General features: G+C 44.2%; 25 protein-coding genes. 6 read left to right on the forward strand and 19 right to left on the reverse strand.

Features of this window, described 5'->3' with window-relative positions:
* Positions 1 to 19 precede the first annotated feature (19 nt).
* On the reverse strand, positions 20 to 1,117 hold the full coding sequence (locus tag OCW38_RS18270; protein WP_016785269.1) for a ketoacyl-ACP synthase III: 1,098 nt from the start codon (positions 1,115 to 1,117) through the stop codon (positions 20 to 22).
* 122 nt (positions 1,118 to 1,239) lie between these two features.
* Between OCW38_RS18270 and trxC the strand changes: the two genes are divergently transcribed.
* Complete coding sequence (gene trxC, locus OCW38_RS18275; RefSeq protein ID WP_016787647.1) at positions 1,240 to 1,674, forward strand: thioredoxin TrxC; 435 nt, start codon at positions 1,240 to 1,242, stop codon at positions 1,672 to 1,674.
* A 129-nt stretch (positions 1,675 to 1,803) separates the two neighbouring features.
* Here trxC and OCW38_RS18280 read toward each other — a convergent pair whose 3' ends face one another.
* Entirely contained in the window at positions 1,804 to 3,453 is a 1,650-nt protein-coding gene (locus OCW38_RS18280) for a GMC family oxidoreductase (protein ID WP_261896436.1), read from the reverse strand.
* Positions 3,446 to 5,047 carry a long-chain-fatty-acid--CoA ligase gene (locus tag OCW38_RS18285; protein WP_261896438.1) on the reverse strand — a complete coding sequence of 534 codons (1,602 nt, stop codon included), beginning with the start codon at positions 5,045 to 5,047 and terminating at the stop codon, positions 3,446 to 3,448. The genes OCW38_RS18280 and OCW38_RS18285 overlap by 8 nt, the downstream gene beginning before the upstream one ends.
* Positions 5,048 to 5,417: 370 nt before the next feature.
* Between OCW38_RS18285 and OCW38_RS18290 the strand changes: the two genes are divergently transcribed.
* Both OCW38_RS18290 and OCW38_RS18295 read left to right on the forward strand, forming a co-directional pair.
* Entirely contained in the window at positions 5,418 to 6,443 is a 1,026-nt protein-coding gene (locus OCW38_RS18290; protein WP_261896440.1) for an AraC family transcriptional regulator, read from the forward strand.
* 270 nt (positions 6,444 to 6,713) lie between these two features.
* The gene (locus tag OCW38_RS18295; protein ID WP_016767179.1) at positions 6,714 to 7,865 is read left to right on the forward strand and encodes an MFS transporter; all 1,152 of its coding nucleotides are present in this window, start codon (positions 6,714 to 6,716) and stop codon (positions 7,863 to 7,865) included.
* 166 nt (positions 7,866 to 8,031) lie between these two features.
* On the opposite strand, the gene OCW38_RS18300 is transcribed toward OCW38_RS18295, so the two are convergent.
* The 3 genes from OCW38_RS18300 to OCW38_RS18310 form a co-directional block, all read right to left on the reverse strand.
* Positions 8,032 to 8,367, reverse strand: a complete 336-nt coding sequence (locus OCW38_RS18300) for a winged helix-turn-helix domain-containing protein (RefSeq protein WP_010429772.1) — start codon at positions 8,365 to 8,367, stop codon at positions 8,032 to 8,034.
* A 147-nt stretch (positions 8,368 to 8,514) separates the two neighbouring features.
* Positions 8,515 to 8,874: a winged helix-turn-helix domain-containing protein gene (locus tag OCW38_RS18305; protein ID WP_016767178.1), complete on the reverse strand. Its 360-nt coding sequence runs from the start codon at positions 8,872 to 8,874 to the stop codon at positions 8,515 to 8,517.
* A gap of 220 nt (positions 8,875 to 9,094) precedes the next feature.
* The gene (locus tag OCW38_RS18310) at positions 9,095 to 9,988 is read right to left on the reverse strand and encodes a helix-turn-helix transcriptional regulator (protein ID WP_010429778.1); all 894 of its coding nucleotides are present in this window, start codon (positions 9,986 to 9,988) and stop codon (positions 9,095 to 9,097) included.
* A 50-nt stretch (positions 9,989 to 10,038) separates the two neighbouring features.
* Between OCW38_RS18310 and OCW38_RS18315 the strand changes: the two genes are divergently transcribed.
* A complete protein-coding gene (locus OCW38_RS18315; RefSeq protein ID WP_010429780.1) occupies positions 10,039 to 11,436 on the forward strand; it encodes an MATE family efflux transporter in 1,398 nt (465 codons plus the stop codon).
* Between the two features lie 111 nt (positions 11,437 to 11,547).
* On the opposite strand, the gene OCW38_RS18320 is transcribed toward OCW38_RS18315, so the two are convergent.
* Together OCW38_RS18320 and OCW38_RS18325 are read right to left on the reverse strand one after the other, a co-directional pair.
* Positions 11,548 to 11,943, reverse strand: coding sequence for a nitrous oxide-stimulated promoter family protein (locus tag OCW38_RS18320; RefSeq protein ID WP_010429783.1), 396 nt, complete (start codon positions 11,941 to 11,943; stop codon positions 11,548 to 11,550).
* 2 nt (positions 11,944 to 11,945) lie between these two features.
* On the reverse strand, positions 11,946 to 12,461 hold the full coding sequence (locus OCW38_RS18325; RefSeq protein WP_010429786.1) for a GNAT family N-acetyltransferase: 516 nt from the start codon (positions 12,459 to 12,461) through the stop codon (positions 11,946 to 11,948).
* 97 nt (positions 12,462 to 12,558) lie between these two features.
* On the opposite strand from OCW38_RS18325, the gene OCW38_RS18330 reads away from it, so the two are divergent.
* Positions 12,559 to 12,747: a DUF2986 domain-containing protein gene (locus OCW38_RS18330; protein WP_010429789.1), complete on the forward strand. Its 189-nt coding sequence runs from the start codon at positions 12,559 to 12,561 to the stop codon at positions 12,745 to 12,747.
* A 114-nt stretch (positions 12,748 to 12,861) separates the two neighbouring features.
* Here OCW38_RS18330 and OCW38_RS18335 read toward each other — a convergent pair whose 3' ends face one another.
* From OCW38_RS18335 to OCW38_RS18375, 9 genes are all read right to left on the reverse strand, one after another.
* Positions 12,862 to 13,785, reverse strand: coding sequence for a metal ABC transporter substrate-binding protein (locus OCW38_RS18335; RefSeq protein ID WP_016767177.1), 924 nt, complete (start codon positions 13,783 to 13,785; stop codon positions 12,862 to 12,864).
* Positions 13,786 to 13,787: 2 nt separating this feature from the next.
* The gene (locus OCW38_RS18340) at positions 13,788 to 14,663 is read right to left on the reverse strand and encodes a metal ABC transporter permease (protein ID WP_261896445.1); all 876 of its coding nucleotides are present in this window, start codon (positions 14,661 to 14,663) and stop codon (positions 13,788 to 13,790) included.
* Entirely contained in the window at positions 14,663 to 15,397 is a 735-nt protein-coding gene (locus tag OCW38_RS18345) for a metal ABC transporter ATP-binding protein (RefSeq protein WP_010429799.1), read from the reverse strand. Before OCW38_RS18345 ends, OCW38_RS18340 begins: the two co-directional genes overlap by 1 nt.
* Entirely contained in the window at positions 15,397 to 16,332 is a 936-nt protein-coding gene (locus OCW38_RS18350) for a metal ABC transporter solute-binding protein, Zn/Mn family (protein WP_010429801.1), read from the reverse strand. The genes OCW38_RS18345 and OCW38_RS18350 overlap by 1 nt, the downstream gene beginning before the upstream one ends.
* A gap of 45 nt (positions 16,333 to 16,377) precedes the next feature.
* Entirely contained in the window at positions 16,378 to 16,956 is a 579-nt protein-coding gene (locus OCW38_RS18355; protein ID WP_010429803.1) for a DUF6162 family protein, read from the reverse strand.
* The gene (locus OCW38_RS18360; protein WP_010429805.1) at positions 16,953 to 17,288 is read right to left on the reverse strand and encodes a hypothetical protein; all 336 of its coding nucleotides are present in this window, start codon (positions 17,286 to 17,288) and stop codon (positions 16,953 to 16,955) included. The genes OCW38_RS18355 and OCW38_RS18360 overlap by 4 nt, the downstream gene beginning before the upstream one ends.
* A 116-nt stretch (positions 17,289 to 17,404) precedes the next feature.
* Positions 17,405 to 18,241 carry a DUF4198 domain-containing protein gene (locus OCW38_RS18365; RefSeq protein ID WP_016767174.1) on the reverse strand — a complete coding sequence of 279 codons (837 nt, stop codon included), beginning with the start codon at positions 18,239 to 18,241 and terminating at the stop codon, positions 17,405 to 17,407.
* 99 nt (positions 18,242 to 18,340) lie between these two features.
* Positions 18,341 to 18,859 carry a DUF2271 domain-containing protein gene (locus OCW38_RS18370; RefSeq protein WP_016767173.1) on the reverse strand — a complete coding sequence of 173 codons (519 nt, stop codon included), beginning with the start codon at positions 18,857 to 18,859 and terminating at the stop codon, positions 18,341 to 18,343.
* Positions 18,860 to 18,931: 72 nt separating this feature from the next.
* A complete protein-coding gene (locus OCW38_RS18375) occupies positions 18,932 to 19,561 on the reverse strand; it encodes a PepSY-associated TM helix domain-containing protein (RefSeq protein WP_016767172.1) in 630 nt (209 codons plus the stop codon).
* A 414-nt stretch (positions 19,562 to 19,975) separates the two neighbouring features.
* On the opposite strand from OCW38_RS18375, the gene OCW38_RS18380 reads away from it, so the two are divergent.
* Positions 19,976 to 20,296, forward strand: coding sequence for a hypothetical protein (locus OCW38_RS18380; RefSeq protein WP_010429815.1), 321 nt, complete (start codon positions 19,976 to 19,978; stop codon positions 20,294 to 20,296).
* 171 nt (positions 20,297 to 20,467) lie between these two features.
* On the opposite strand, the gene OCW38_RS18385 is transcribed toward OCW38_RS18380, so the two are convergent.
* On the reverse strand, positions 20,468 to 21,622 hold the full coding sequence (locus OCW38_RS18385) for a tetratricopeptide repeat protein (RefSeq protein WP_016767171.1): 1,155 nt from the start codon (positions 21,620 to 21,622) through the stop codon (positions 20,468 to 20,470).
* A gap of 20 nt (positions 21,623 to 21,642) precedes the next feature.
* Positions 21,643 to 22,263 carry an energy transducer TonB gene (locus tag OCW38_RS18390; protein ID WP_016767170.1) on the reverse strand — a complete coding sequence of 207 codons (621 nt, stop codon included), beginning with the start codon at positions 22,261 to 22,263 and terminating at the stop codon, positions 21,643 to 21,645.
* Positions 22,264 to 22,278 lie beyond the last annotated feature (15 nt).

Below are 22,278 nucleotides of genomic sequence, written 5' to 3' on the forward strand. Positions count from 1 at the left end.
GTTACTGTATCCATCAGCGTTATTCGCTCGCTGAATTCGGGTGTGTTTTACAGTGTAAAATGGCTCTTTCTAAAAGCTCTAACGCAGATTTGTCGGCTTCTGGAAGCTTAGCATCTGATTGACCTAGTGGTTCAACACGGCTACCCCATTTAATGTGGCCAGCACCCCACGTTAAACCCGCTCCAAATGCCGCAACAAGAATGTTGTCGTTAGGCTTAACGAAACCTTGTTCTAGCGATTCACACAATGCGATTGGCACAGTCGCTGCGGATGTGTTGCCGTAGTTTTGGATATTAACAAACGCTTTCTCGCGATCGATACCCGCCATATCACACAGAGTTTGAATGATTCGGATGTTCGCTTGGTGCGGAATCACAACGTCAATGTTGTCGGTTGAGATACCTGTGCGGCTCAATACTGTGTGTGCCGCTGCGCCCATGCCTTTCACTGCACGTTTAAAGATCTCTTTACCAACGAAATCAAAGTCCCAGTAGCCGTTATCAGCCGCAAAGCGGTCCATAGAAGTACCGAATTTTGGTACCGCTAGAATATCACGGCCTTCAGCATCACAACCGATCTGAGCTTCTTGTAAGCCAACTTGCTCTTCAGTGCGAGATAGAACCACTGCACCAGCGCCATCACCGAACAGAACTGCAGTATCACGCTTGGTCCAGTCGATGAAGAATGACAGACGCTCAGCACCGACAACGATAGCATTGCGGTAGTTACCCGCTTGAATAAGTCGAGTCGCGGTTTCAACACCGTAAATGAAGCCAGTACACGCTGCGTTAAGGTCGAAAGCCGCTGCACTTTTAATACCTAGGTTCTGTTGAACCTTAGACGCAGTATTTGGAATAAGAGAATCTGGGCTGCACGTCGCGATGATAACAAGATCGATATCTTCAGCGGTTAGGCCAGCACACGCCATTGCATGTTTCGCTGCAACAGTCGCAAGTTCAGAGGTATTTACATGACTGATACGGCGGTTTTCGATACCAGTTCGAGTTCGAATCCACTCGTCAGACGTATCAATGAAAGTGCTTAGATCATCATTGGACAGCACGGCTGGTGGCAGACACTTTCCCCAGCCAGTAATTTCGGCGTAAAATTTTGTCATCATTTACCTGTTTATTGTTTGTTTTTATTTAAGTATCGTATTCTTGTTTTAAACAGTATAAGCGTTCCGTGCGCGATTCGTAAATCGCGTTAGACACGGAGTTGCAATAAAAAGAGAAAGTTATGTCTACATTCAACACACGTTGCCCTTCTTGTAATGGCGTAAACCGCGTTCCTTCAGAAAGAATTTCAGAAAGCCCAACCTGCGGCAAATGCAAAACAGCATTGCTCGATGGTGCTCCTATCGAGGGAACGTCACTTAATTTCCAATCTATCTTGAACAGTTCACAGCCTGTGGTTGTCGATTTCTGGGCGACATGGTGCAACCCATGTGTGGGCTTTGCGCCAGTGTTCAGTGACGTCGCAAAAGAGCGTTCGGGAGATGTTCGATTCGTTAAGATTGATACTGAAGCTCAGCAACAACTTGCCGCGATGTACCAAATCAGAAGTATTCCCACGGTGATGGTGTTTAAAGACGGTAAACGTGTCGATACGATTAACGGTGCGTTACCAAAAGGCCAATTTGATCAATGGCTTAATCAAGCTCTGGCCAAATAGACCCGTATTTATATCGCTTTTAATTTAGCTTGTGCTTGAAGAAAGCGCCAAAAAATAGGTTAGAGAGCCTTGCGAAAATAAGACTCCCTAACCTACTGTAAAACAATCAGTTATATCTGTTTCTGTTAATTATACAACCATCTCGTCTTCTGCCTGTTCATTGTCTTGTTGCTTGCTAAACCCATACTGTTCTTTGATCTGATCTGCTATTTTTTCGGCAATCATAATGGTTGGTGCATTGGTATTCGCCCCCACTAATGTTGGCATCACAGAAGCATCAATGACTCTTAAGTTATCCAATCCATAGACTTTAAGATTGTTATCTACCACGGCCAGAGAATCATCATCGGTTCCCATTTTGCAGGTTCCGACTGGGTGATACTGAGTATCCGCACGATTTCGAATATCTTGCTCAATAGCCTTGTCATCATTGGCATCGACCGGATAAAAAGCATTGCCACGGATATCATCGAACGCCGAGCTCTCTAGCATTTGATACTGCTTCTTCCAGCCTTTAATCATCACGTCCATGTCTTCAGGGTGACTGAAAAATGCAGGGTCGATCTTAGGCGGATCATAGGGATCACTACTATTGAGCGTTACCGTGCCTATACTTTTCGGTCGTAGCAAGGTGACATGAGACGTAAATCCATGACTGGTATGTATTTTTCGGGCATGGTCATCAACCACAGCGACCACAAATACAAACTCTAAATCTGGCACGGCGATATGATCTTCGGAACAAAGAAAGCCTATCCCTTCTGCAAAATTGCTGCTCATCTTACCGCGGCGTTCTTTATGCCATAGCGGTAAGGCTTTGGTCATTTCAGAGGCCATTTGTAGCGAGATACCAAAAGTTTCACGCTTTTCACTGCATTTGTACGAATGGACTAAGTCGATATGGTCTTGAAGGTTCTTACCCACTCCAGACAATTCATGAACCTGTTCGATGCCATGCGTCTCTAGTTCACCTTTAGCGCCGACACCCGACAGTAACAGCAATTGGGGGGAACCAAAGGCACCAGCGGATAGAATCACTTCTTTGTTGCATTGGATCTCATAACGCTGCCCGTTAGAGCCATATTCAACGCCGACCGCATTCTTGCCTTCAAACAAGACCTTATGTGTGGTGGCTTTAGTAACGACCGTGAGATTCGATCGTGAAAGGTTTGGCGTTAAGTAAGCCTTGGCAGCACTGCATCGTTCGCCATTTAGCTGTGTTACCTGCGTCGGCATCGCCCCAAACTGAGCAGCGCCGTTAATATCCTCATTGCGACGCACACCTATCGATTCACACGCCGTTAAATAACGTTCCAACATCGGGCTTGGCGATCGAAGGTTCGCCACATTCAAAGGACCACCTTGGCCATGGTACTCATCTTGGTGAACTTCGTTATTTTCCGCTTTCTTAAAGTAAGGCAAACACGATTCATAATTCCAGCCAGTGTTACCCAAGCTTTCCCATGTGTCATAGTCGTAACGGTGCCCACGAGCATACATCATGGCATTGATAGAGCTAGAACCGCCCAGTGTCTTACCTCTCGGTTGGTAACCTTTACGACCATTCAAACCCGGTTGTTCAACGGTTTCAAAGGCCCAGTTGTTGAGTTTGGTTGGCATCATTGCCACCACGCCAACCGGAGTATGAATGAACGGGCTGCTGTCTTTACCACCCGCTTCTAATAAGCAAACCGTGATATTCGGGTCTTCAGACAGCCGCGAAGCCATGACACAACCCGCAGAACCACCGCCAACAATAATAAAATCATAACTATCCATTGGTTGCCTCCGCTATTTCTAGTGGGTGTAACTCTCGCTTCAAAATCTTGCCTGTCGCCGTCATTGGTAGCGCTTTACGAATAAACACCTTACGAGGGTATTTGTAATCCGCTAATTGCTCACGACACCAAGCTATCAGCGCCTTGCTATCAGGTTGTGTATGTTCATGAAGCACAACATGGGCATGAATTTCTTCGCCTAGACGATCATGATGTTCACCCACCACCGCGACCATTTCGACATCGGGATGACACATCAATACTTCTTCGATTTCACGCGGATACACGTTGTAACCACCACGGATGATCATGTCTTTAACGCGATCGACAATGAACAAGTTGCCGTGCTCATCGTTGCGTCCAATATCTCCGGTTAGGAACCAACCGTCTCTGATGGCTTCTGACGTGGCTTCTGGCTTTTGATAATAGCCTTTCATAACACTTGGACTCTTGATGCAGACTTCGCCCAATTCGCCCATGGCGACTGAGTTACCTTGGATGTCTGTAATCTTAATAAGGTGACCACACAAGGGTTGACCCACACTGCCAGACAAGCGGTCACCATCAATATGGTTAAAGGTCGCAACTGGCGCAGTTTCAGACAGACCATAACCTTCCAATACCGGAAGTTCGAATCGGGATTCAAATTGTCGGATAACCTCAAGAGGCATAGACGCACCACCAGACACACCAAGCCTTAAGCTATGTTTAACCTGTTCAGATCGTTTGCTTATTTCTAAACTACTAGAGGACTTTTCTCCCGCTTTTAGAAGCGCAATATACATAGTAGGAACACCCGCAAATACGCTTACTTTATGGTTAATGATCTGTTCGATCACCAGTGAAGGTTCGAAACGCGGAATCAACACCATGGTCGACCCCGTTAACACACTCGCATTCATCATCACTGTCTGGCCGAAGCTATGGAACAGAGGAAGCGTGGCCATTGTGGTGTCGCTGTACTCCAGTCGCATGAGATACTGTGACGACATCGCATTAGTTTGCATGTTGGTGTGGGAAAGCTCTGCTCCTTTTGGCTGACCTGTCGTACCTGACGTATAAAGAATCACAGCGGTATCATCACCATGGCAAGCCATAGACTCAAAAGGAATCAAAGGTTGTTCTAACCAGTCAGCGATTGATTCATGCTGCTCGTTTCTTACTGAAGTCGTGTCTGCGCCGGTTGGGATGGGCATCTCGACAAAGTGTTCACAATGGTTTGCCTGTTCGAAACCTTGTAAGCCATAGCGACCGATGGGCAGCTCTTCACTACCCTCAAAGCATAAATAGGCTTTCGCATCCGAGTCATTAAGGTGGTAAGCGATCTCTCTTGCTTTAAATAACACGTTCAAAGGCACCACGACGCAGCCTGCTTTCAGAATCCCATAATAGGCAATCGGGAAATACGTGACATTCGGACACGACAACGCGACCTTATCGCCTTTCTTGAGCTCCAGCCTCTTTAAATTAGCGGCGACGTTTCCAGAAAGTTGTTCCAACTGAGAAAAGCTGACTTCTTCCGTCCCCATTCGCAGTGCGACTTTATTTGGGAAAAGCGAAGCGCTGCGCTCCAAGTTAACAGCAAGATTGTGCATCCATGATCTCCTTATTCGGCTAAACCTAACGGTCAGATTCGCCTTAGCCGTTTTAATCGTTGTAATAAGCTTTGTCTTTATTGCTATCAGAGCCTGCACATTGGTGTGTCATGTAGATAAGAGTAGTTATTGAGCAAAATGTTTGTGACGATCCAATGTTCAGCCCACTAAATTACAACATTTTGATAACATTTCGAACAGGTTTCAAAAAGACAAAAACCGGTGATATTCGGACACGTATCTATAAGGCCTTGTAAAACCTTGCAAACATAAACCAAAAGTTTGAACAAGCTTGGGAAAGTGAGAACAAGCAACAGGCGTAAATGTAAAAAGTTCGGTTAAGATAACGATATTCAACAAGAGGCAGCTTATGGAATACACCGCAGTCTACGAACCCGATATGCAAGCATTCGGTATTCTTGATCTTCAATTGCTTCATCGTTACATGTCGCCCGCTCTCAGTATCGAAGAACTGCTAGAAGGCAGTAACATCAATGATCTTCAACTCAACACGCCAGACACGCACATTACCTTGGCGCAAAAGTTAGCGGTATTCAGCAATGCGTTAGCAAATACCAACGAAGAAGGTCTCGGGCTCAGAGTCGGCCAACAAGCACGTTTCAGTGATTTCGGTGTTTTGGGTTATGCGGTATTCAGTAGTGAAACGCTTTTAGATGCTTTGCTGATTGGATTTAAATATCTGCAGCTTGCTGGCCCTGTACTTAGAAAAACGATGTCAGTAGAAGATAACGTTGGATACTTTAGAGCCGAGCAGCTGATCGACTTGGATTCGCTGCTGCCTTTTTGCTGTGAATACTGGTTCACCGCAATTCAAAGTCTGTGTGAAGAAGTGCTGCAACAACCCTTCCCCTCACAAGTGATTCGCTTCCCTTACCCAAAACCTGAATACGGCGACCTCTACACAGAGATTTTCCGTTGCCCCGTTGAATTCAATAGTGATCGCCTTGAATGGCAGTTTGATGCAACAAGTTTGTACTCGCCTCTTCCTACCGCCAATACCATCACGCTGCAGATGTGCCTGAAATCATGTGACGACATGTTGGCAAAAGTCAGTGCCTCAACAAGCCTAAAAGAAAAAGTCTCTCAAATGCTATTAGAGAGACCCGGATGCTCCCCTTCGATAGAATCTATTTCATCAGAATTGGGGATGTCTTCTCGAACACTGCGCCGACACCTCAAAGCCGTCGATACGAGTTACCAGAAGATACTTGACCACGTTCGTTTTCACCTTTCTCGACACTACCTTTCTTCAACTCAAATGAGCATTGAAGAGATATCTGAGCGCGTTGGGTTTTCAGACAGCGCTAACTTTCGACATGCCTTTCGTAAGTGGAGTGGAAGCTCGCCCAGACAATACCGAAAAGAAGTGGTCTAACACGATTAAACGCCCTAAATTAAAATCTGATGAATACAACGAACCTCTCTCCGTCTTTCAAATTAAATAGTCGTTTGAACAACGCTTTATCGGCTATTTAACCGCAGAAAATATCGCGAAAACATGAAATATGACAACGGTATTTTAGCCAACAAACACGATAAATTTCTTTTATCTTCACGACCATTTTTATTCGTTTTACCCAATTCAGTTTCTCCCCCATAGTCGCGGAAAATTCATCGTTTCTTTCACTATTTAGAGGCTCCTGCATTGGACAACATCCAACCAACAACTCGCATAACTGTTCCTGTTATTGCATTGTCTTTTTACGCGATCGCTTCAGGCTACTTAATGAGTTCATTACCATTAATGCTGTCTGAGTATGGCTTAGACAGTAACCTATCGAGTTGGTTGGCGAGTGCCTTTTATGCAGGTCTTTTGGCGGGAACGTTATTAATTGAGCGTGCAATCGCGCGTGTCGGTCACAGAGACGCGTTCGTTATCGCACTGACCATTTTTATCGCAACGATCCTTGTATTACCGTTGGCACCACATCAATCCGTTTGGCTGTTGGCTCGTTTCGTGGCGGGTGTGTCTGTCGCAGGGATCTTTGTGATTGTAGAGTCTTGGCTAATGAGCGGGGACGAATCCCAACGTGCGAAACGTTTAGGGGTTTACATGTGTTCGCTATACGGCGGTTCTGCCGTTGGTCAGCTTGGTATTGGATACCTTGGAATTACAGGTGGCGTGCCGTTCATTGCAATGTTCACTCTTTTATTCGGTGCGGTCATTGTATTAATGTACGGCCAAGCGACACCTCCACAGATCCACGATGCAAAGTCTTTGTCTTTAAAACAGATCAGCAAATTGAGCCACAGCGCTTTAATTGGTTGCATCGTATCAGGGCTTACTCTAGGTGCTATTTACGGTTTGATGCCAGTAGAATTAGCGCAGCGTAACATTGCGCACGAAGACATCGGAGGTTTGATGGCTTTGGTAATCATGGGTGGCATGGCTGTACAGCCAATGGTGACTTGGTTATCTCACCACATCGGACAAGTATTATTGATGGCTTTGTTCTGCTTGCTAGGAGTAGCAAGTATTGCAGTGCTAACTTTGAATCGTGATTTCTACGTATTAGGTATGAGCCTATTCGTTTTGGGCATGGCAACATTTGCACTGTACCCTATTGCGATTAACTTAGGCTGTCGTAACTTAGATCCAAGCTACTTGGTTTCCGTAACTCAAATCATGCTGCTTTGCTACAGCATCGGTTCTGTTGCTGGCCCATTGATTGCTGACACCTTCATGAGTTCACAAGCAGGGTTATTCACTTATCTATTTGCGTCTCTGTTAGCGACAACAATTTACATGTTAATTGCGAGCCTAAAGCGTTCTCCACTTCAGATCGCAGGAGAGTAACCCCTGTATATAAGAAATAAAATCGACAACTCGGTATGAAAAAACATCGTTGATTAACAGTGAAATTTGGGGCTCTGAGTTATGACTTTTCGTCTAAACTAAGGGCCCTTTGTCGTTGGTCATCTGGAGGAAAGATCGACTACCAAGATCATAAAATAGAACAAAGTTAAGGTTGGAATACGTATCCTTCACCTGTAATCGTAATGATCAAACCGTCTCCGAATAACGATCTAATTTCTGATATTGCGACAATCACAGACGAGTTAGTCACTTTTTCGTTCTCCCAACCAATCTTTTTTAATTGGCCAACGCTGAATAATTCACCACGATGTCGATTCATAAATAGAATAATTTTTCGATAGGCTAACGGCAGCGTTGCTAACACATATCCATTTTCTACGTTTCGAATGAGCTTGGTGTGGAGTTCAACTATCTTACCATTGAGTTCAATTACTACGTTATTTTCAGAGTGGTTCGTTTCTAATGCAGGATAAGAGTCCATTTTTATATAATTCCCTTACTATATAGCCAGCGACAAAGTCAGATTCAGTATTTTTAATATAACGTCGCTTATAAGTGGACGTTTTAAAAATGACGATAATCAATGGAACTCGTACGGTAAAGAGATTAAATTTTTATTATTAAAATATTAACAGGATATCAATAGAGGATTATTTCTTTGCTCCATAACATAACCTTCATTTGAAACAGTTTGAATGCAGCGACAATCGAGAATCCTTCTGATCTCATAAATAGCGACAAGCACTGAGGCAGACGTGACAGCTTTACCAGCCCAACCAACACTCTTCAAAATTTGCTTGCTGACCACTTGCCCTTTATTTTGGTATAGATAGAACAATACTTTACGGTGAGGTTCTGAGAGCGTCCCAATAATCGACCCGCAACCCTGTTTTCTAACAATCTTAGTACCTGATTGAAACTCTCTATTATTTAAAACAAGTTTGGACGGCAGCACAAAATCACCTAATTCGTTGGTAAGTTGTTCCATATATACCTCGTATTGCATAAGTAGACGTATTCTTCAATGTTTACGATATTACATAATAGAGTAAAAATACTAAACTGATAAACATCTCAATACCGTACTTTTACTGCTTAGATCAATTATTACACGCTGATACTGAACATCGTCTTATATCCTCGGGTAAAATAGTAGTCGCACAAATGTCTGATTTAGATTCCAAGACCCGAAACTGCAGACCAAAGGTCTAATCCGAGGTTTGATTACGCTTGCGATATTGACTTGGCGATAAACCAAAGTGCTTTTTAAAACGATGTGAGAAGTTGTAGGGATCTTTATAACCTAAACGGTTGGCAATCATAGATACCGACCAATCTTGCTGTTTCAACAAACTGGTCGCTTTGTCCATTCTTAACTGAATCAATTTGCTGCGAGGAGAAACGTTAAACAGCGACTTGGTCACTCGATTTAGCTGTTCTTCACTGATAAACACGCGCGATGCCATACCAGAAACAGTCCACGGCAGGTGCAGACTACTTTCAATCTCATTATAGAGCGCTTGAACACGTGCTGTGGTGCTAGTCGACTTAGGTTCAAAGCCAGTCAAAGTTCGAATAATCTCGCTCATCAGCAATTTTCTAAAACTGCCTCGACCTCCAATTTCAAAATGAACTAAATTCATCAAGGACCAAATTTGTTCACACTCTCCGAAAGGTACAATACTCTGCCCTAAGCTCGCAATATGTTGCCATTGCGAGGTATCGGGCGTCAGCATCCAAGCCATTTTCCAATAGTTGTACTGAGGGTCAAGCTCGAAACGAAATGGCGTTTCCGCAGGAAGAACCACCAGCGTGCATGGCGTAATCGCTTGTACGAAGGTTTCGGTCGTCAATATACCGCCCCCTTCTTGAGTAAAAATCAGCGTATGGACATTCACAGATTCGCGTTCAACCCAATACGCGTCATACAGCTTCGCCATACCACCCATGTAGACACCACAACTTTTCATCTCTGGGATTTCTTCAACGGTCAAAAAACGTTCTTTGCAATGCTCTGCGAGAAAAACATCATCTTGCCACGTTGATTTTGGATTCATTGAATCAATGACAGATTCGCACAGGTTTTGTTGTTTTTTAAACATGTTGTTACGTCACTCAAATCACTATAGTTCTGCCATAAATCGGAGAGCTTATGACAACTAACATCAACCCTAACGCATCTATGAATAACAAGCCAGAGAGCATCTTACCTCGAATCATCAAACTTGGTTTGCCTGTTGCTTTGCAAAGTGCGCTTGTTGCTATTCTTGCCCTTGCTGACGTCTTAATGGTCAGCGATTTTGGCATGGAAGCAGCTGCTGCTGTGGGAATTGCATCAAAATGGCACTTCGTCGCTATTATGATTATGGCAGGGTTGGCCTCAGCAAACGGAACACTAGTCGCTCAATACTGGGGAAAGAATGACCCTAAAAGCGCGCGCACAGTATCATCCATCGCGATGGTATTTGGCTTAAAAGTTCTGCTGCCAGTTACTGCAATCATCACTCTTGGTTCTCAATTTTTAATGATGTTGCAAACCAGCGATCACACCGTGATTGAGCTTGGTGCTACGTACTTGTGGTATGGATTCCCTGTTCTACTTCTCACTCATATAGTCGTGGTGGTAGAAGCGAGCATGCGTTCCTCTGGTGACACAGTAACTCCGCTGTTGCTTGGTGGTGTGACTATTGCCCTCAATATTGCACTTAATTTTGTTCTCATTAAGGGTGCATTTGGTATTCCAGCAATGGGCGTTGCTGGTGCTGCACTAGCAACAACTTTAGCGCGATTGATTCAAGTGGGTTTGATGTATAGCTACATGCGTATACGTAAGCACTGGTTATTAACTACGCCAAGCTCACCACATCGTCCGTCGCTGTGGCTGTCTTACCGTCGTATTGCGTTACCCCTAACGATGAATGCCGTGCTGTGGGCAATGGGTACCATGGCATACCAAATGATCTTCGGTCACATGGGCACAACGGAACTTGCCGTGTTCTCAATGCTCGCACCGTTTGAGTCGCTGTGTTACTCAATATTCTTTGGTATATCGGTCGCGTGTTCTGTGCTGCTTGGTCACTCACTCGGTCGTGATGAGTTTGATGACGCTATGAGTATGGGACTAACATTCATTAAAGCCGTCATTGGCTTCGGCGCAGTTGTCGGATTACTACTGTTTATTAGTAAAGAGCATGTTCTAACATGGCTGAACCTTTCTACAGATGCGCTCTACCCGCTCGCTTCACCTGCAATGATGATCATGTGCTTTGCTGTCGTGATTCGCATGCTGAACATGGTGATCATCAACGGTATCATTCGCGCTGGTGGCGATAATGCGTTCTGCTTGCGTATGGATTTCATCGCGATGTGGATGGTGGGCATTCCAGTATGTGTTTACGGCGCGTTTGTCGCTGGATGGGATTTCAAATACATCTATGGTTTGATGTTGGTGGAAGAAGTGGTGAAACTGACAATTTGTTCCCATCGTTACCTAAGCCGACGCTGGATCAACAACCTGACGGTGACCTACGACGAGCCGCAAGCAGCGTAAGTTACAGTTACCTAGCTATATTGAAGCTTATACAGAAACGTATCTACATCAAAAAAGGTCTGATAAATCAGACCTTTTTTCGTTTCTTTCGAACTTACTTTTAAGCGCCAGTTACTTCTTATTCATACGAATATGGCGATTCGACACATTCGGCAGCGGCTTCTCTGGCAATTTTCGTTTTTCATGAATCAGATGTCGAATAGCTAAAATAGGATGCTTAAGTAGCATTCTTGGCCCGGCATAACGCATTACTAAACGCATTTGCTCTTTCGGATGCGGTTTATAACAATGAATTGGACACTTGTTACAGGTCGGTTTTGCTTCGCCATAAGGGCATCTATCGAGTCGTGTTTCGGCATAACGTAACAACTGCGCACACTCTTCACATAACGCGTTATTCTGACGAAGTGCACTGTGATGATTTTTACAGTAGATGTGTACCATCGCAATAACAGTTTTGTACTCCGTCGCGAGCTCACCTCTTAGAATGTTGTTATGTTTGAACATGTTTAATTACCCAGTGACAAACCGTACAGATTGAGATTAACACTTTCACTTAATACGTCTTCGACTCGCTCGAACAAAAAACCTAATTTAGTCAGCAATGCGATACTTCGAATATTATCAGAGGTAGTGATGGCAACTAAATGATCAATATCAGCATTATGCTTGGCTTCTTCAATTATCGCTTGTGCCGCTTCCAATGCAAAACCTTGCCCATAGACTTCAGGGACAAAACCATAACCAATATCATGTGACTCTAGCGTATCTCGCTTAATTAATCCGCATACACCAATTGGCGTTAAGAAGTCCTTAATTTCGACAATCAATAGACAAACACCTTTCTCTTTATGCATCTTAAGAATGTTGTTTTCGATGTATTCAACGGCCTTGGCTGGATCGCTGATCTCCTTGTCTCCAATGTAACGCAGGAAATCTTCTGAGCTATATAATCGTTGAATGAACGCCGCATCTTGAGGCGTGATCATTCTTAATCGTAAACGTCGGGTCTCGATAGCCTGCATAGTGATATTTTCCTTGCTGAGTACCATGTAAATATTGAGTTCTAGAGCTAAAATGATTATCCTCCACCGCCTAAACTAAATACAAGGCTATGCAGCAATGAACCGTAAGAAAAAAATCAATCAAATTCTAAAGAAGAAGCAAAAACAGGCGAATTCAAAACTGCATGGTAGCAACAAGCCTCGCTATATTTCTAAAGCTGACCGCGCAAAAATGGAAGCTGAAGAACAAGCTAAAGGTGCAGTCGAAGCAACTGTTGAAGCTGAAGAGACAAAAGCTGCAGAGTAAGTTAAAACTCGCAGTCCTCCTGTCTAGCTCACCAAACAGAGACAATGGACAAGAACAAAAAAAGCAGCCTCAAATTGGGCTGCTTTTTTGATCCTACCATTTTAATCGCGCTGATTAGCCTTTAAATGGCTGTACTTCCCAACGGGCAAACGGCGCTTTTGGGTTAATCCCAGCTCTACCCCAACGATCAACAGAATCAACCACTAAGATACGCTCACTCGGTACCAGCGACTTAATCAAGTTAGTTGGCTTCTTTGCGGTCACTAACCAGAGAGCATCGTCTTCCGAAAACATCGCTTTGAGCTTCGCTTTGTCTTGCTCTGTCCATTCGAGCTCTGCCTTGAACATCCGTTCTTCAACAAACAGCTGGCTACCCGAAGCAAAATCTTCCAAGCTTTCTGAAAGCAATAACACTGAATCTACATCATTATCCAGTAATACCGCCTGTTGCTTGTTAATCAGTTCTCGAACATCAAGCATCACACGCTGTAAGTTGCTATCAATCGTATCTGCTTGCGCCGGCCACAATAACTTAAAGTCATCAGCCACAATTGCCGCCATACGCGTTAGGTTAGTCGGGTTTAACCAGGCATATTTAGACACTTCACCATTCGATAACGTCAGCGCTGCAACACCTTGCGCGCGCGGTGTAATCGCTTGAGCGACATCAACCTCAACCAAGCGGATGTTACCTTGTCTCGCGTATACGAACGTAGGATCAGCTTGCCAAATCGATGTCAGCGTCAATGCAACTGTCGCCTTCTCTCCTGACTTAAGGACTATGCTTTCGCCCTTCGTTCCAAACCAGTTAGGCAAGCGATCAATACCGTATCGTTTTGGTGGAAGGTATTCAGTCGTAATGTCGGTGCCTTTGGTTAGCTCTGTCGCCAATGCATAAGTCACAGGTGTACTGGTTAGAATATCTTCTGCATTCACGTTCAGTGACAGCACAGAACCAGCCATTAACACACTACCAAGCACACTCAATTGAGCCGTTGCTTTTATTGATCTAGCGATACGATTCAGTAAACAAGTCATGATTACGCCTTTCTTACAATTCGGTATAGCGTTGCTGCTAGGAAAAACGTTGCAGAAACGATGATGATTGACGCGCCCGATGGCACTGGCAATTTAAGTTCCATTGGCAACACGGTTCCAACCAAACATGCGATGGTTGCAAGTAATGCCGAAAGCAATACAAAACTTCCCATACTTTTGGTCAGCAATCGAGCTGTCGCACCTGGGATAAGCAATAACGCACCGACTAAAACCGCGCCCACGATCTTTACGGCTGCAATTGTCACTAAGGTGATCATCATAACAAACAAGTAATCGTAAAAGCTGGTGTTGTAACCACGAACCTTGGCAATATCAGGGCTGATACAAGTTAGCAGAATACGGTTAAACGTTGGTATCAAGAGCAAAATGATGAGTGCGCAGCTGCCTGCGAGAATTGCTAAATCTTGGTCTGTTACCGTGAGAATCGAGCCAAACAGAACGTTCTCAAGCATATGAATATTAATTTTACGTGCCACGTACATCAGCAATGCCGCACCAACCGCTAAAGCGAGCGCAAGGAAAACGCCCACTAATGTATCGTATGGCACGTTGGTTCTGTTTCTTACAAAGTGAAGTAGCAAAGCAAAGATCATACAGAAGCTGAACAGACCAATGATTGGGTTCTCTGGTGGTTCGCCAAGTAAAACACCAATAGCAATACCGGTCAAAGCCGCGTGACCAACTGCTTCAGAGAAGAAAGCCAGACGCTTTGCAATGACCAAAGTACCCAGGCCACCTAGCAAAGGGCCAAGCAATAGTGCCGCGACCAAAGCATTCACCATGAATGCGTACATGAAACTGTCTGATAACCAACCCGCTTCAACGCCACTTATGGCAAGTTGTCGTAACCAATCCATTACGCAACCTCCTTCGATTTGTTCATCGCTGAACCACTACTGTAATGTTGGAATAAGCTTTCAATTTGACTTGGGTGCAGTACTTGTTCGTGCGGGCCACTATCAACCAAGAATCGATTCACAACATGTACATTGGCTTCAAGACGGCGCACTGCAGTGACATCGTGATGTACCGCAAGAATCGTACGGCCTTCATCAACACATTCACGAATGAGCGATTCAAGATAACGAACACCCTGATCGTCCATACCGGTAGTCGGTTCATCCAACACCAATAGGCTTGGGTTATCCAACAACGCTTGAGCAAACAACACACGTTGCTGCTCACCGCCCGATAACTGCCCCATACGGCGATCGCTACGAGTCGCCATCCCCACACGATCCAATTGCGCTAATGCAAGATCCAGCTGTTTGGATTTACGACGCCAAAATAGAGGAATTCGAGTTTGGTTAAGCAACACGAAATCCATTACCGTTAGAGGTAAGCTTGATTCGAAGGTCGCTTTTTGAGGAACGTAACCAATACTTGGCTTTTCAGGCCAATGAATATCGATTTGCCCAGAAAAAGGGGTAAGGCCAAGTACAGAGCGTAATAATGAAGTTTTTCCACCACCGTTTGGTCCCATGATCACATGGCAGTCACCTGCTTTAAGTTCTAGCGAAATATCATCAAGAATGACGTTATTGTCGTATTGCAGACCGAGATTATTAATTGAGATTGATGGACCTAGCATTATGCATTCCCGCTTTCAGCTTGGTTAGCCGCCGCAAATTTCATCGCTTCGATTAACGTTTCTAGGTTTTTCTTCATTTCTACTTCCACCTTGTCGTCTTCATACTCGCCGTGCGTCATGTGGGAAAATCGGTAAAGCTGTACACCTGTTTCAGCTTCAATGGTGTCAACGAAACGGTTTGGCATGTTTAGCTCGTAGAAAAGAATATCGATATCCGATGCGCGGATTTTTTCGATCGTCTCTTGCAGTTGGCTAGCACTTGGTTCAACGCCGTGTGCTGGCTCGATTACTGCCGCCACATCAACACCAAACTCTTGAAGAATGTAACCATAAGCATTGTGCGTGGTCGCCACTTTCATACCTGATGTATCGAGTTCGCCTAATGACAACATCGCATCACGCTTCATAAAGCGGAATTTTTTTGCATATTTACGAGCATTTTTACGATAAAACGCCGCGTTGTCTGGGTCGAGCTTAGATACTTCACTCGCGATGGTGTAAACCTTTTGGATGGTTGTAGAAAGTCCAACAAACGTGTGCGGGTTCACGGCGCCTTGACCCACAGACTGTCCTAATGCGGGAAGTAAAGGCACTTCTTTGTTCGCTTCGATCACCACTAAGTCATCACGTTGCGCGGCTGAGATTACTTTTAGTGCGAAGTCGTCATGGCCAATACCGTTTACCACGATCGCATCCATCTGGCTCAATCGCTTCAAATCATTGGGTTGCGGTAAGTAGTTATGCGGATTAAACCCAGCATCAACCAATGGAAGAATGTTCACTTTGTCACCCACTACTGCTTTTACATAGCTGTAGTAGGGTTGTAGGGTAATACCAACCGTCAGCTTCTCGCTGTCGACTGTGTACTCTTTTGCCAATGCATTGGGTGTTGATAGCACCGCCATTAACGACATGAACAGAGTCATAATTCGCATAGTCAATCTCTTATTATTAGTGAGCGTTTTTATAAGCCGGATTGCTTAATGAGAAGAAACATCGTGCTGAACAGTAATTTCTGATTCATTCACAACCAGTTTCCAACCTGTTGATTCTAGAGTTTGTTCATCAAACTGAGTCGGCTGGCTTGTTACACCTCCAAGAAAAATCCAGATTTCCGGAGAGACGCTGTTTGCATTCAAAATAAACGAGTCTGCAAAGCCATGTTCACTTGATGCATCGTATTCGCTTGGCGTAGAAAAGTAGTAACCACGTTCGTCCAATAACCAAGCATGAGAACCTTTTCGCTTCCAACTCTGGTCTTCAACAAAAGGCGCGACCCATTCATCTTTAAGTGACACAACACTGGGCCATTCACCATCTGAGTCCATACGCAGGTCGCGAATCTCTTCATGAGCCAAACGTAGCTCTGACAACATCGCCAAGTTTTCTTGCTCAACATCCGTCACCAAAATTTGATGATCAAGTACCGTTTTTACGTGGGATTCTGCCTGATGAAACGGGATAGTGACCGTGGCAAAGCTCAGAATGAAAACAATGATCAGCCCTACCCATTTTCCTTCTCTGCCACCCGTGTCAGCACGTACGCCTTGAATCATCATTTATCGCTGATCTCAACAACGTCGACTTCAACCGGAAACTCATGGCCTGAATCAAATACAAGGTAAAACTCAGTGTCAGGATTGGGAAATTCAACGATAGAACGTTTATCTGTCATCTCTTTTGCAATCAAGTTGTCTTCGTAATCGTACATCTCAACCGCGTAATCAATCGCTTTACTACCATCAGAGTAACCCGCTTCACAGGCCACGGTTTTGCCTTCGAACCAGCAGCTCATCAGTGGAAAGTGTGCTTGCGCAGGTAATGCAGCGAAACCAAGCGCCAATGCCAAGCATGGAGTAATTATTAATTTTAGTTTTGTTTTTATTGTCATGGTTCGTACCCTAGCCACAGTGCAAATCCTCAGAAGTAAACTGAGCGATAAAGGGCTCAAATGAGCCCTTAAGTATTTGATTGCTTAATCAGGGAGCTAGCCCCCGATATCACAGATTATTGAAGCAGAGCTTCGAACGTTAGGTGAACGTTCGCACTTGCTCTATCTGCCAATGGGTTGTCAATCAACTCACCTTTGTAGTTCGCTTTCATTACATAACGACCTGCAACCGTTGGAGTGAAAGTGATTTCGCCGTTTTCATTGCTCACAACATCAATCTGTTCTTGATGGTTACGGTAAAGCGTGCCTTCACGAGTGATCTCCGCTTTTACGTCTTTCTGAATTTCACCGTTGTAGAAAAATTGGAATGTTACTGGTTCACCCTCAATAATGTCCGAAGGGTGTGTTACTGGCTTCATTTCAAGAAGTTTGCCTTCGATTTTGAACACTGAATCCGATGGTTTACCAACAGTGATGTAGCTCTCTGCACGAGTGAAACTGGTTCGAGTTACCACGTCACGTGATTCTTTAGGAAGTACAGAGTCACGTTCAGCCTTGTTCGCTTTAATCCACTTCACGGTATCACGACGGCCAGCTTTGTATTGCGTGTAGTAAGAAGGCTCGTTGTTAATCGCAACTTTGTGCGTACCTTCTTCTTCAAAATAGAAATCGAAGATTGAACGACGCTTCCCGCGAATAACAAAGTTAGGACGCTCGCTGCGACCATCAGGCATGATGACATGAGCATTTTCGCTACCAGCAGGCTTATCAAAAACAAACGTACCATGAGACGCAGTAACGTCGAACGTTAGCCAATCACCACCTTCTTTAGATACAGTGAAGTGAGATGGCAAAATCCAACGTGGGTGAGCTTGTGCCGTTGTCGTTGCTGCTAGGCCGAATGCCATCACACCCGCTAGAGCAAGTGCTTTGATTTTTGTCTGTTTCATCATGTTCAATTCCATTATTTATAATTGTTAGCCGTGTCGCTCTATCTGAGCCTACGATGACGACTGTTTATTCTGTTCAGCTTGGTTTACTGTTCGCACTTACTAGTTAGCGATGTAGTTCAGAGTAATTTCACCCGTCTCTTCTGTAGCCTTTAACTGATAAGAAGCGTTTGAATCCGTTAGCGATACTTTTTGACGAAGATAATTACGACCACCGTGTTCACGAACAACTTCGATATGAACCGTGTAATCACCTTGTTCTAAAACTTGACCGTCATCGCTTTTACCATCCCAAGCAAAACGATATTTGCCAGCAGGACGCGTTGCCGAAGTCACAGCATCAACCAATTCACGGTCATAACGACCAACCTTTCGCCACCAGCTGCGTAAATCTTTAAGCCATTCGTCTTTACCGATCCAAAGCTCAATAGTTTTCACTGACTTTCGTTCACTGTTCTCTACCCAAACCGCCACATAAGGGCGTGCGTACATAGAGGTATCGATCTTTGGAAGTTCGAAGCTCACATCAAGTTTTGCCGTATCAGGAATCGCTTGTGCCATACCGAGACTTGGCAAAAGAGATAAAGCAAGAAGCGCCTTGCTCCAGTTCATTTTTTTCATGTTTAACAACCTTTTAAATCCGTTTAACCTTTCATTCGTTGCTCAATCCAATCCATCAATTGAATCAAGCGATTAAGGTACGGCGACAAAATAGATAGCAAGTGAGATTGCAGAGCCAAATACCGTCCATTTGATGGAGGTGTTGAGTGTTTTTTTCTTAGGTAACAATAAGCACACGCCAGTAAGCACAAAGAAGATCATCAACAGTGCAGTGATATCGATGAACCACTTCCATACTTCACCGCTGTTGCGTCCCTTGTGTAGGTCGTTCAACAGTGCGATAACGCCGTAATTGGTGATTTCGATTTCTACCATTTCAGACGTCACGTCAACGAACACAGAGGCGTTGTAGCCTGGTCCTTTGAAGTCCATAGACACTTCGCCGATGAGCAACTCACCGTCTTCAATCTCTGCGTAGATATCTAAACCTGAAGGAACGCCAGATAAGTTGGCTTCTTTAAACAGAAACGTTTCAAAGGCCGTTTCATCGGCTTTTAATCGTCCTTCTTGTATCATGAATAAATTAGTAGGAAGCGTTAACGTCGATCGTTGGATATTGGTTTGCGTTGATTCAAATAACTCAGGCCGGTTCAGGGTGATACCTGTCACTGAAAAGAAAAGAACAACGAACAGAAGCGCCATTGAAATATAAACATGAAGTCGACGAGCCCATGATTGAACCGCCCTACTTTTTAACGACATACAAACCAATACCTATAAATTTTATGGCGACAATTTAGTTGATAATCATTCGTATTGGCATTCAATTTACATTGTTTACGTTTACCGAGCGGTAGAAGAAAATTTACATAACATTACACGGGAAGTAATCGAACTGTATGCATATTCTTGCTAACTTGTATTCATGGTGCTTAGTCGCCGTTTAAAGTTCGACAAAAGCTGAAGGTCAACAAGAGCTAAACAGGTGGATTGAGCAACTTTAAGACAAAGGACGCAGTGTGCATGGATGAGTACTTACGAGGTTTTGCACTGAGATCACTATAGACATCATTGAGGTGTGTATGTGTTCAGCGATTGATGTGATGCGGTTTAGAGTAGATTAAACTTATTGATTATAAATTAGGTACAGTTACACAAGTTTAAAAGGATTTTAAAATGCGTATTATTATTTTAGCTTTTGCCATGTTGGTGACGGCTTGTACCAGCCAAATAGCAAGCAAGCAAGACCGCCTCCAAAAACACATCGGCTCAAACATAACCGATATACAAGCACTGTACCTAACTGAACGTTCGCGCCCTATCAGTTTTTGGGAATCGCGAAACTATGCTTGGGTTGAGACTAAAAAGCCTTTAGATAATGGCAATACTTTGCACGCCTTTAAAGACCCGTATCGTGATTGCACTATAAACTGGATCGCTGATAAAAGTGGTGTGATTCAAAGTGCAATTCCAATCGGTACGATGTGCAATCCTTGAGCTTAGAATGCTCACGCTTAGAACTTAGTTTTCGCTGTTTGCCCTCCCGGACAGTCAAGCGCGCAAAAGTTTAACGCAAGATATCAAAAAGGGTGCCATTTGAACGTTCAAATGGCACCCTTTTGCTTTTCTCATTTTTATGTACTATCTCTTATCTTCTGTTTACAGCTATTAGACATTTCCATTGTCGGTTACTGTTCGTAGTTGAGTTAGATATTTAATCCAACCTTTTGCTTCAGAAGAGGGTTCAATGTTATTCGCACGCTTAGCTTGAGCGAGTGCGTTATCTAAGTTTTTCAACTTATACCAAGAACGCACTTTTGCCAATGCTACGTCGGCCTGTTTATTTTTGTCTTTCACTTTGTCTAAAACAACCAACGCTCGATCATAATAACCCTGCTGAACCAAAAGCTGAGCTACATTCCAGTGGTATCGAGTGTCTTTTTTAGACGCTAACGTCCACACTTCAATCGCGTTGTCCCACTCTTTCGCTAGCTGCCAGTAAGTTGCTTGCTCCGCCAGAAGTTGAACATCACTGTTCGCACCATCTAACTTAGCGATCTCTTGAGCAGCACGCTCAGGAATGCCTCGTTTCGCATATAATTGAGCAAGCAGCCTGCGGTCTGAATCTTTTAGCTCAACACCATGCAGATCAGCCAACGCCAGCGTATTCAATGCATCACGATTACGCTCCAGTCTTAACTGGATACCAACAAGCTGACGCCACCAGTTATCTTTCTCTGGTTGAAGTTCAATGAGGCTTTCTAGTGTTGGAATAGACTGTTTCCACTGTTTTAACTGAAGCTGCGCGCCCAACTTCAACGATAGAGATGACAACTCTACTTTCGAATTGAATTTGTCTCGATTACCAATTGCAACTAGGGTTTTTGACCAGTTTTCAATTTGGTATTCAGCTTGGGCAATTCGCATCCACAGTGTGCCTTTCTTTTCCTTTTCTGGCGCTGTTTTCACTAACTCGTAATAGTGCGGAAGTGCTTGTTTGAACTGCTGATCATTCAGCAACAAATCAGCAAGCATACGCTTCGTTACCCAAGCTTGTTCATCCACCAGTAAATTAGTATCGACGGCATAAGTCAGCTGCTGAATCGCCTTATCAGTTTTACCATCTTGCCAATAAAACACCCCCAGCATGCGAGCTACATATGCTTTGTCGTATCCTTTAGAAAGCTCTAAACCTGCAAGTACTTCAATCGCCTGTTTAACCTGTTCATCTTGAGCAAGCTTATGCGCTTTTTGAACACGAATAGCAGTATATTGGGATAGCTCTTGCGCCTGTGTCGTAAGGGGCAATAATAACAAGCCCATTAATATCCATATCTGTTTCATCATTTATCCAACTTGAATTCAAAGGTAAATGTTTGACCAAATTGAGGGGTTGATTTTCCATCCACAACCTTAGGCTGATACTTGTATTTTTTCAGTGCACGTATCGCTTCACGTTCAAACATGCGACGTGGGTTGGCTTCAATCACTTCAATATCGATTGGGCGTCCTGTTTCATCTATGGTAAACGACAAACTGACAAAACCTTCAGCGCCGCGCTTCAACGCTTTAGCTGGGTAACGAGGTTCTACTCGATACAGAGGCATTGCCTGTTGGTTCGACCCAAAATCAGAAAATGTCGGTGCGTTAATCGCTAGGCCGTCAATCGATGTATTCAAATCCAATGAAGGCAGCGAAGACATCGAATTCAGAGGCGTAACTTCAGCCTGTGACTGAGACGTTTGCGCTTCCGGTGGTGGCTCTGGCATTTCTGGTTTTTCAGGGATTGCGCGTTGTCGTCTTTGGACTTCTTGTTCTTGTTCCACCATTACCATGTTGAAACTTAACGTCTCGCTATCGTCTGGTGAACGTTGATGGCCATTGTCGACCATCCAGGCCATAAAAGAAAACAGAGCTAAGCCCAATGCACCCGCTAACGGTAAAGCAAGAAATAGGCGAATCATTTATGAAGATCCTCC

Source organism: Vibrio cyclitrophicus, from assembly GCF_024347435.1.
GTDB lineage: Bacteria > Pseudomonadota > Gammaproteobacteria > Enterobacterales > Vibrionaceae > Vibrio > Vibrio cyclitrophicus.

Bases quoted from the DNA above. Each gene is read 5' to 3' on its own strand.
- OCW38_RS18380 (WP_010429815.1), top strand. From the start codon at position 19,976: ATGCGTATTATTATTTTAGCTTTTGCCATGTTGGTGACGGCTTGTACC.
- OCW38_RS18350 (WP_010429801.1), bottom strand. From the start codon at position 16,332: ATGCGAATTATGACTCTGTTCATGTCGTTAATGGCGGTGCTATCAACA.
- OCW38_RS18390 (WP_016767170.1), bottom strand. From the start codon at position 22,263: ATGATTCGCCTATTTCTTGCTTTACCGTTAGCGGGTGCATTGGGCTTA.
- OCW38_RS18330 (WP_010429789.1), top strand. From the start codon at position 12,559: ATGAACCGTAAGAAAAAAATCAATCAAATTCTAAAGAAGAAGCAAAAA.
- OCW38_RS18385 (WP_016767171.1), bottom strand. From the start codon at position 21,622: ATGGGCTTGTTATTATTGCCCCTTACGACACAGGCGCAAGAGCTATCC.
- OCW38_RS18305 (WP_016767178.1), bottom strand. From the start codon at position 8,874: ATGGAACAACTTACCAACGAATTAGGTGATTTTGTGCTGCCGTCCAAA.
- OCW38_RS18365 (WP_016767174.1), bottom strand. From the start codon at position 18,241: ATGATGAAACAGACAAAAATCAAAGCACTTGCTCTAGCGGGTGTGATG.
- OCW38_RS18355 (WP_010429803.1), bottom strand. From the start codon at position 16,956: ATGATGATTCAAGGCGTACGTGCTGACACGGGTGGCAGAGAAGGAAAA.
- OCW38_RS18335 (WP_016767177.1), bottom strand. From the start codon at position 13,785: ATGACTTGTTTACTGAATCGTATCGCTAGATCAATAAAAGCAACGGCT.
- OCW38_RS18375 (WP_016767172.1), bottom strand. From the start codon at position 19,561: ATGTCGTTAAAAAGTAGGGCGGTTCAATCATGGGCTCGTCGACTTCAT.
- OCW38_RS18310 (WP_010429778.1), bottom strand. From the start codon at position 9,988: ATGTTTAAAAAACAACAAAACCTGTGCGAATCTGTCATTGATTCAATG.
- OCW38_RS18290 (WP_261896440.1), top strand. From the start codon at position 5,418: ATGGAATACACCGCAGTCTACGAACCCGATATGCAAGCATTCGGTATT.
- OCW38_RS18325 (WP_010429786.1), bottom strand. From the start codon at position 12,461: ATGCAGGCTATCGAGACCCGACGTTTACGATTAAGAATGATCACGCCT.
- trxC (WP_016787647.1), top strand. From the start codon at position 1,240: ATGTCTACATTCAACACACGTTGCCCTTCTTGTAATGGCGTAAACCGC.
- OCW38_RS18280 (WP_261896436.1), bottom strand. From the start codon at position 3,453: ATGGATAGTTATGATTTTATTATTGTTGGCGGTGGTTCTGCGGGTTGT.
- OCW38_RS18320 (WP_010429783.1), bottom strand. From the start codon at position 11,943: ATGTTCAAACATAACAACATTCTAAGAGGTGAGCTCGCGACGGAGTAC.
- OCW38_RS18270 (WP_016785269.1), bottom strand. From the start codon at position 1,117: ATGACAAAATTTTACGCCGAAATTACTGGCTGGGGAAAGTGTCTGCCA.
- OCW38_RS18285 (WP_261896438.1), bottom strand. From the start codon at position 5,047: ATGCACAATCTTGCTGTTAACTTGGAGCGCAGCGCTTCGCTTTTCCCA.
- OCW38_RS18300 (WP_010429772.1), bottom strand. From the start codon at position 8,367: ATGGACTCTTATCCTGCATTAGAAACGAACCACTCTGAAAATAACGTA.
- OCW38_RS18340 (WP_261896445.1), bottom strand. From the start codon at position 14,663: ATGGATTGGTTACGACAACTTGCCATAAGTGGCGTTGAAGCGGGTTGG.
- OCW38_RS18360 (WP_010429805.1), bottom strand. From the start codon at position 17,288: ATGACAATAAAAACAAAACTAAAATTAATAATTACTCCATGCTTGGCA.
- OCW38_RS18315 (WP_010429780.1), top strand. From the start codon at position 10,039: ATGACAACTAACATCAACCCTAACGCATCTATGAATAACAAGCCAGAG.
- OCW38_RS18345 (WP_010429799.1), bottom strand. From the start codon at position 15,397: ATGCTAGGTCCATCAATCTCAATTAATAATCTCGGTCTGCAATACGAC.
- OCW38_RS18370 (WP_016767173.1), bottom strand. From the start codon at position 18,859: ATGAAAAAAATGAACTGGAGCAAGGCGCTTCTTGCTTTATCTCTTTTG.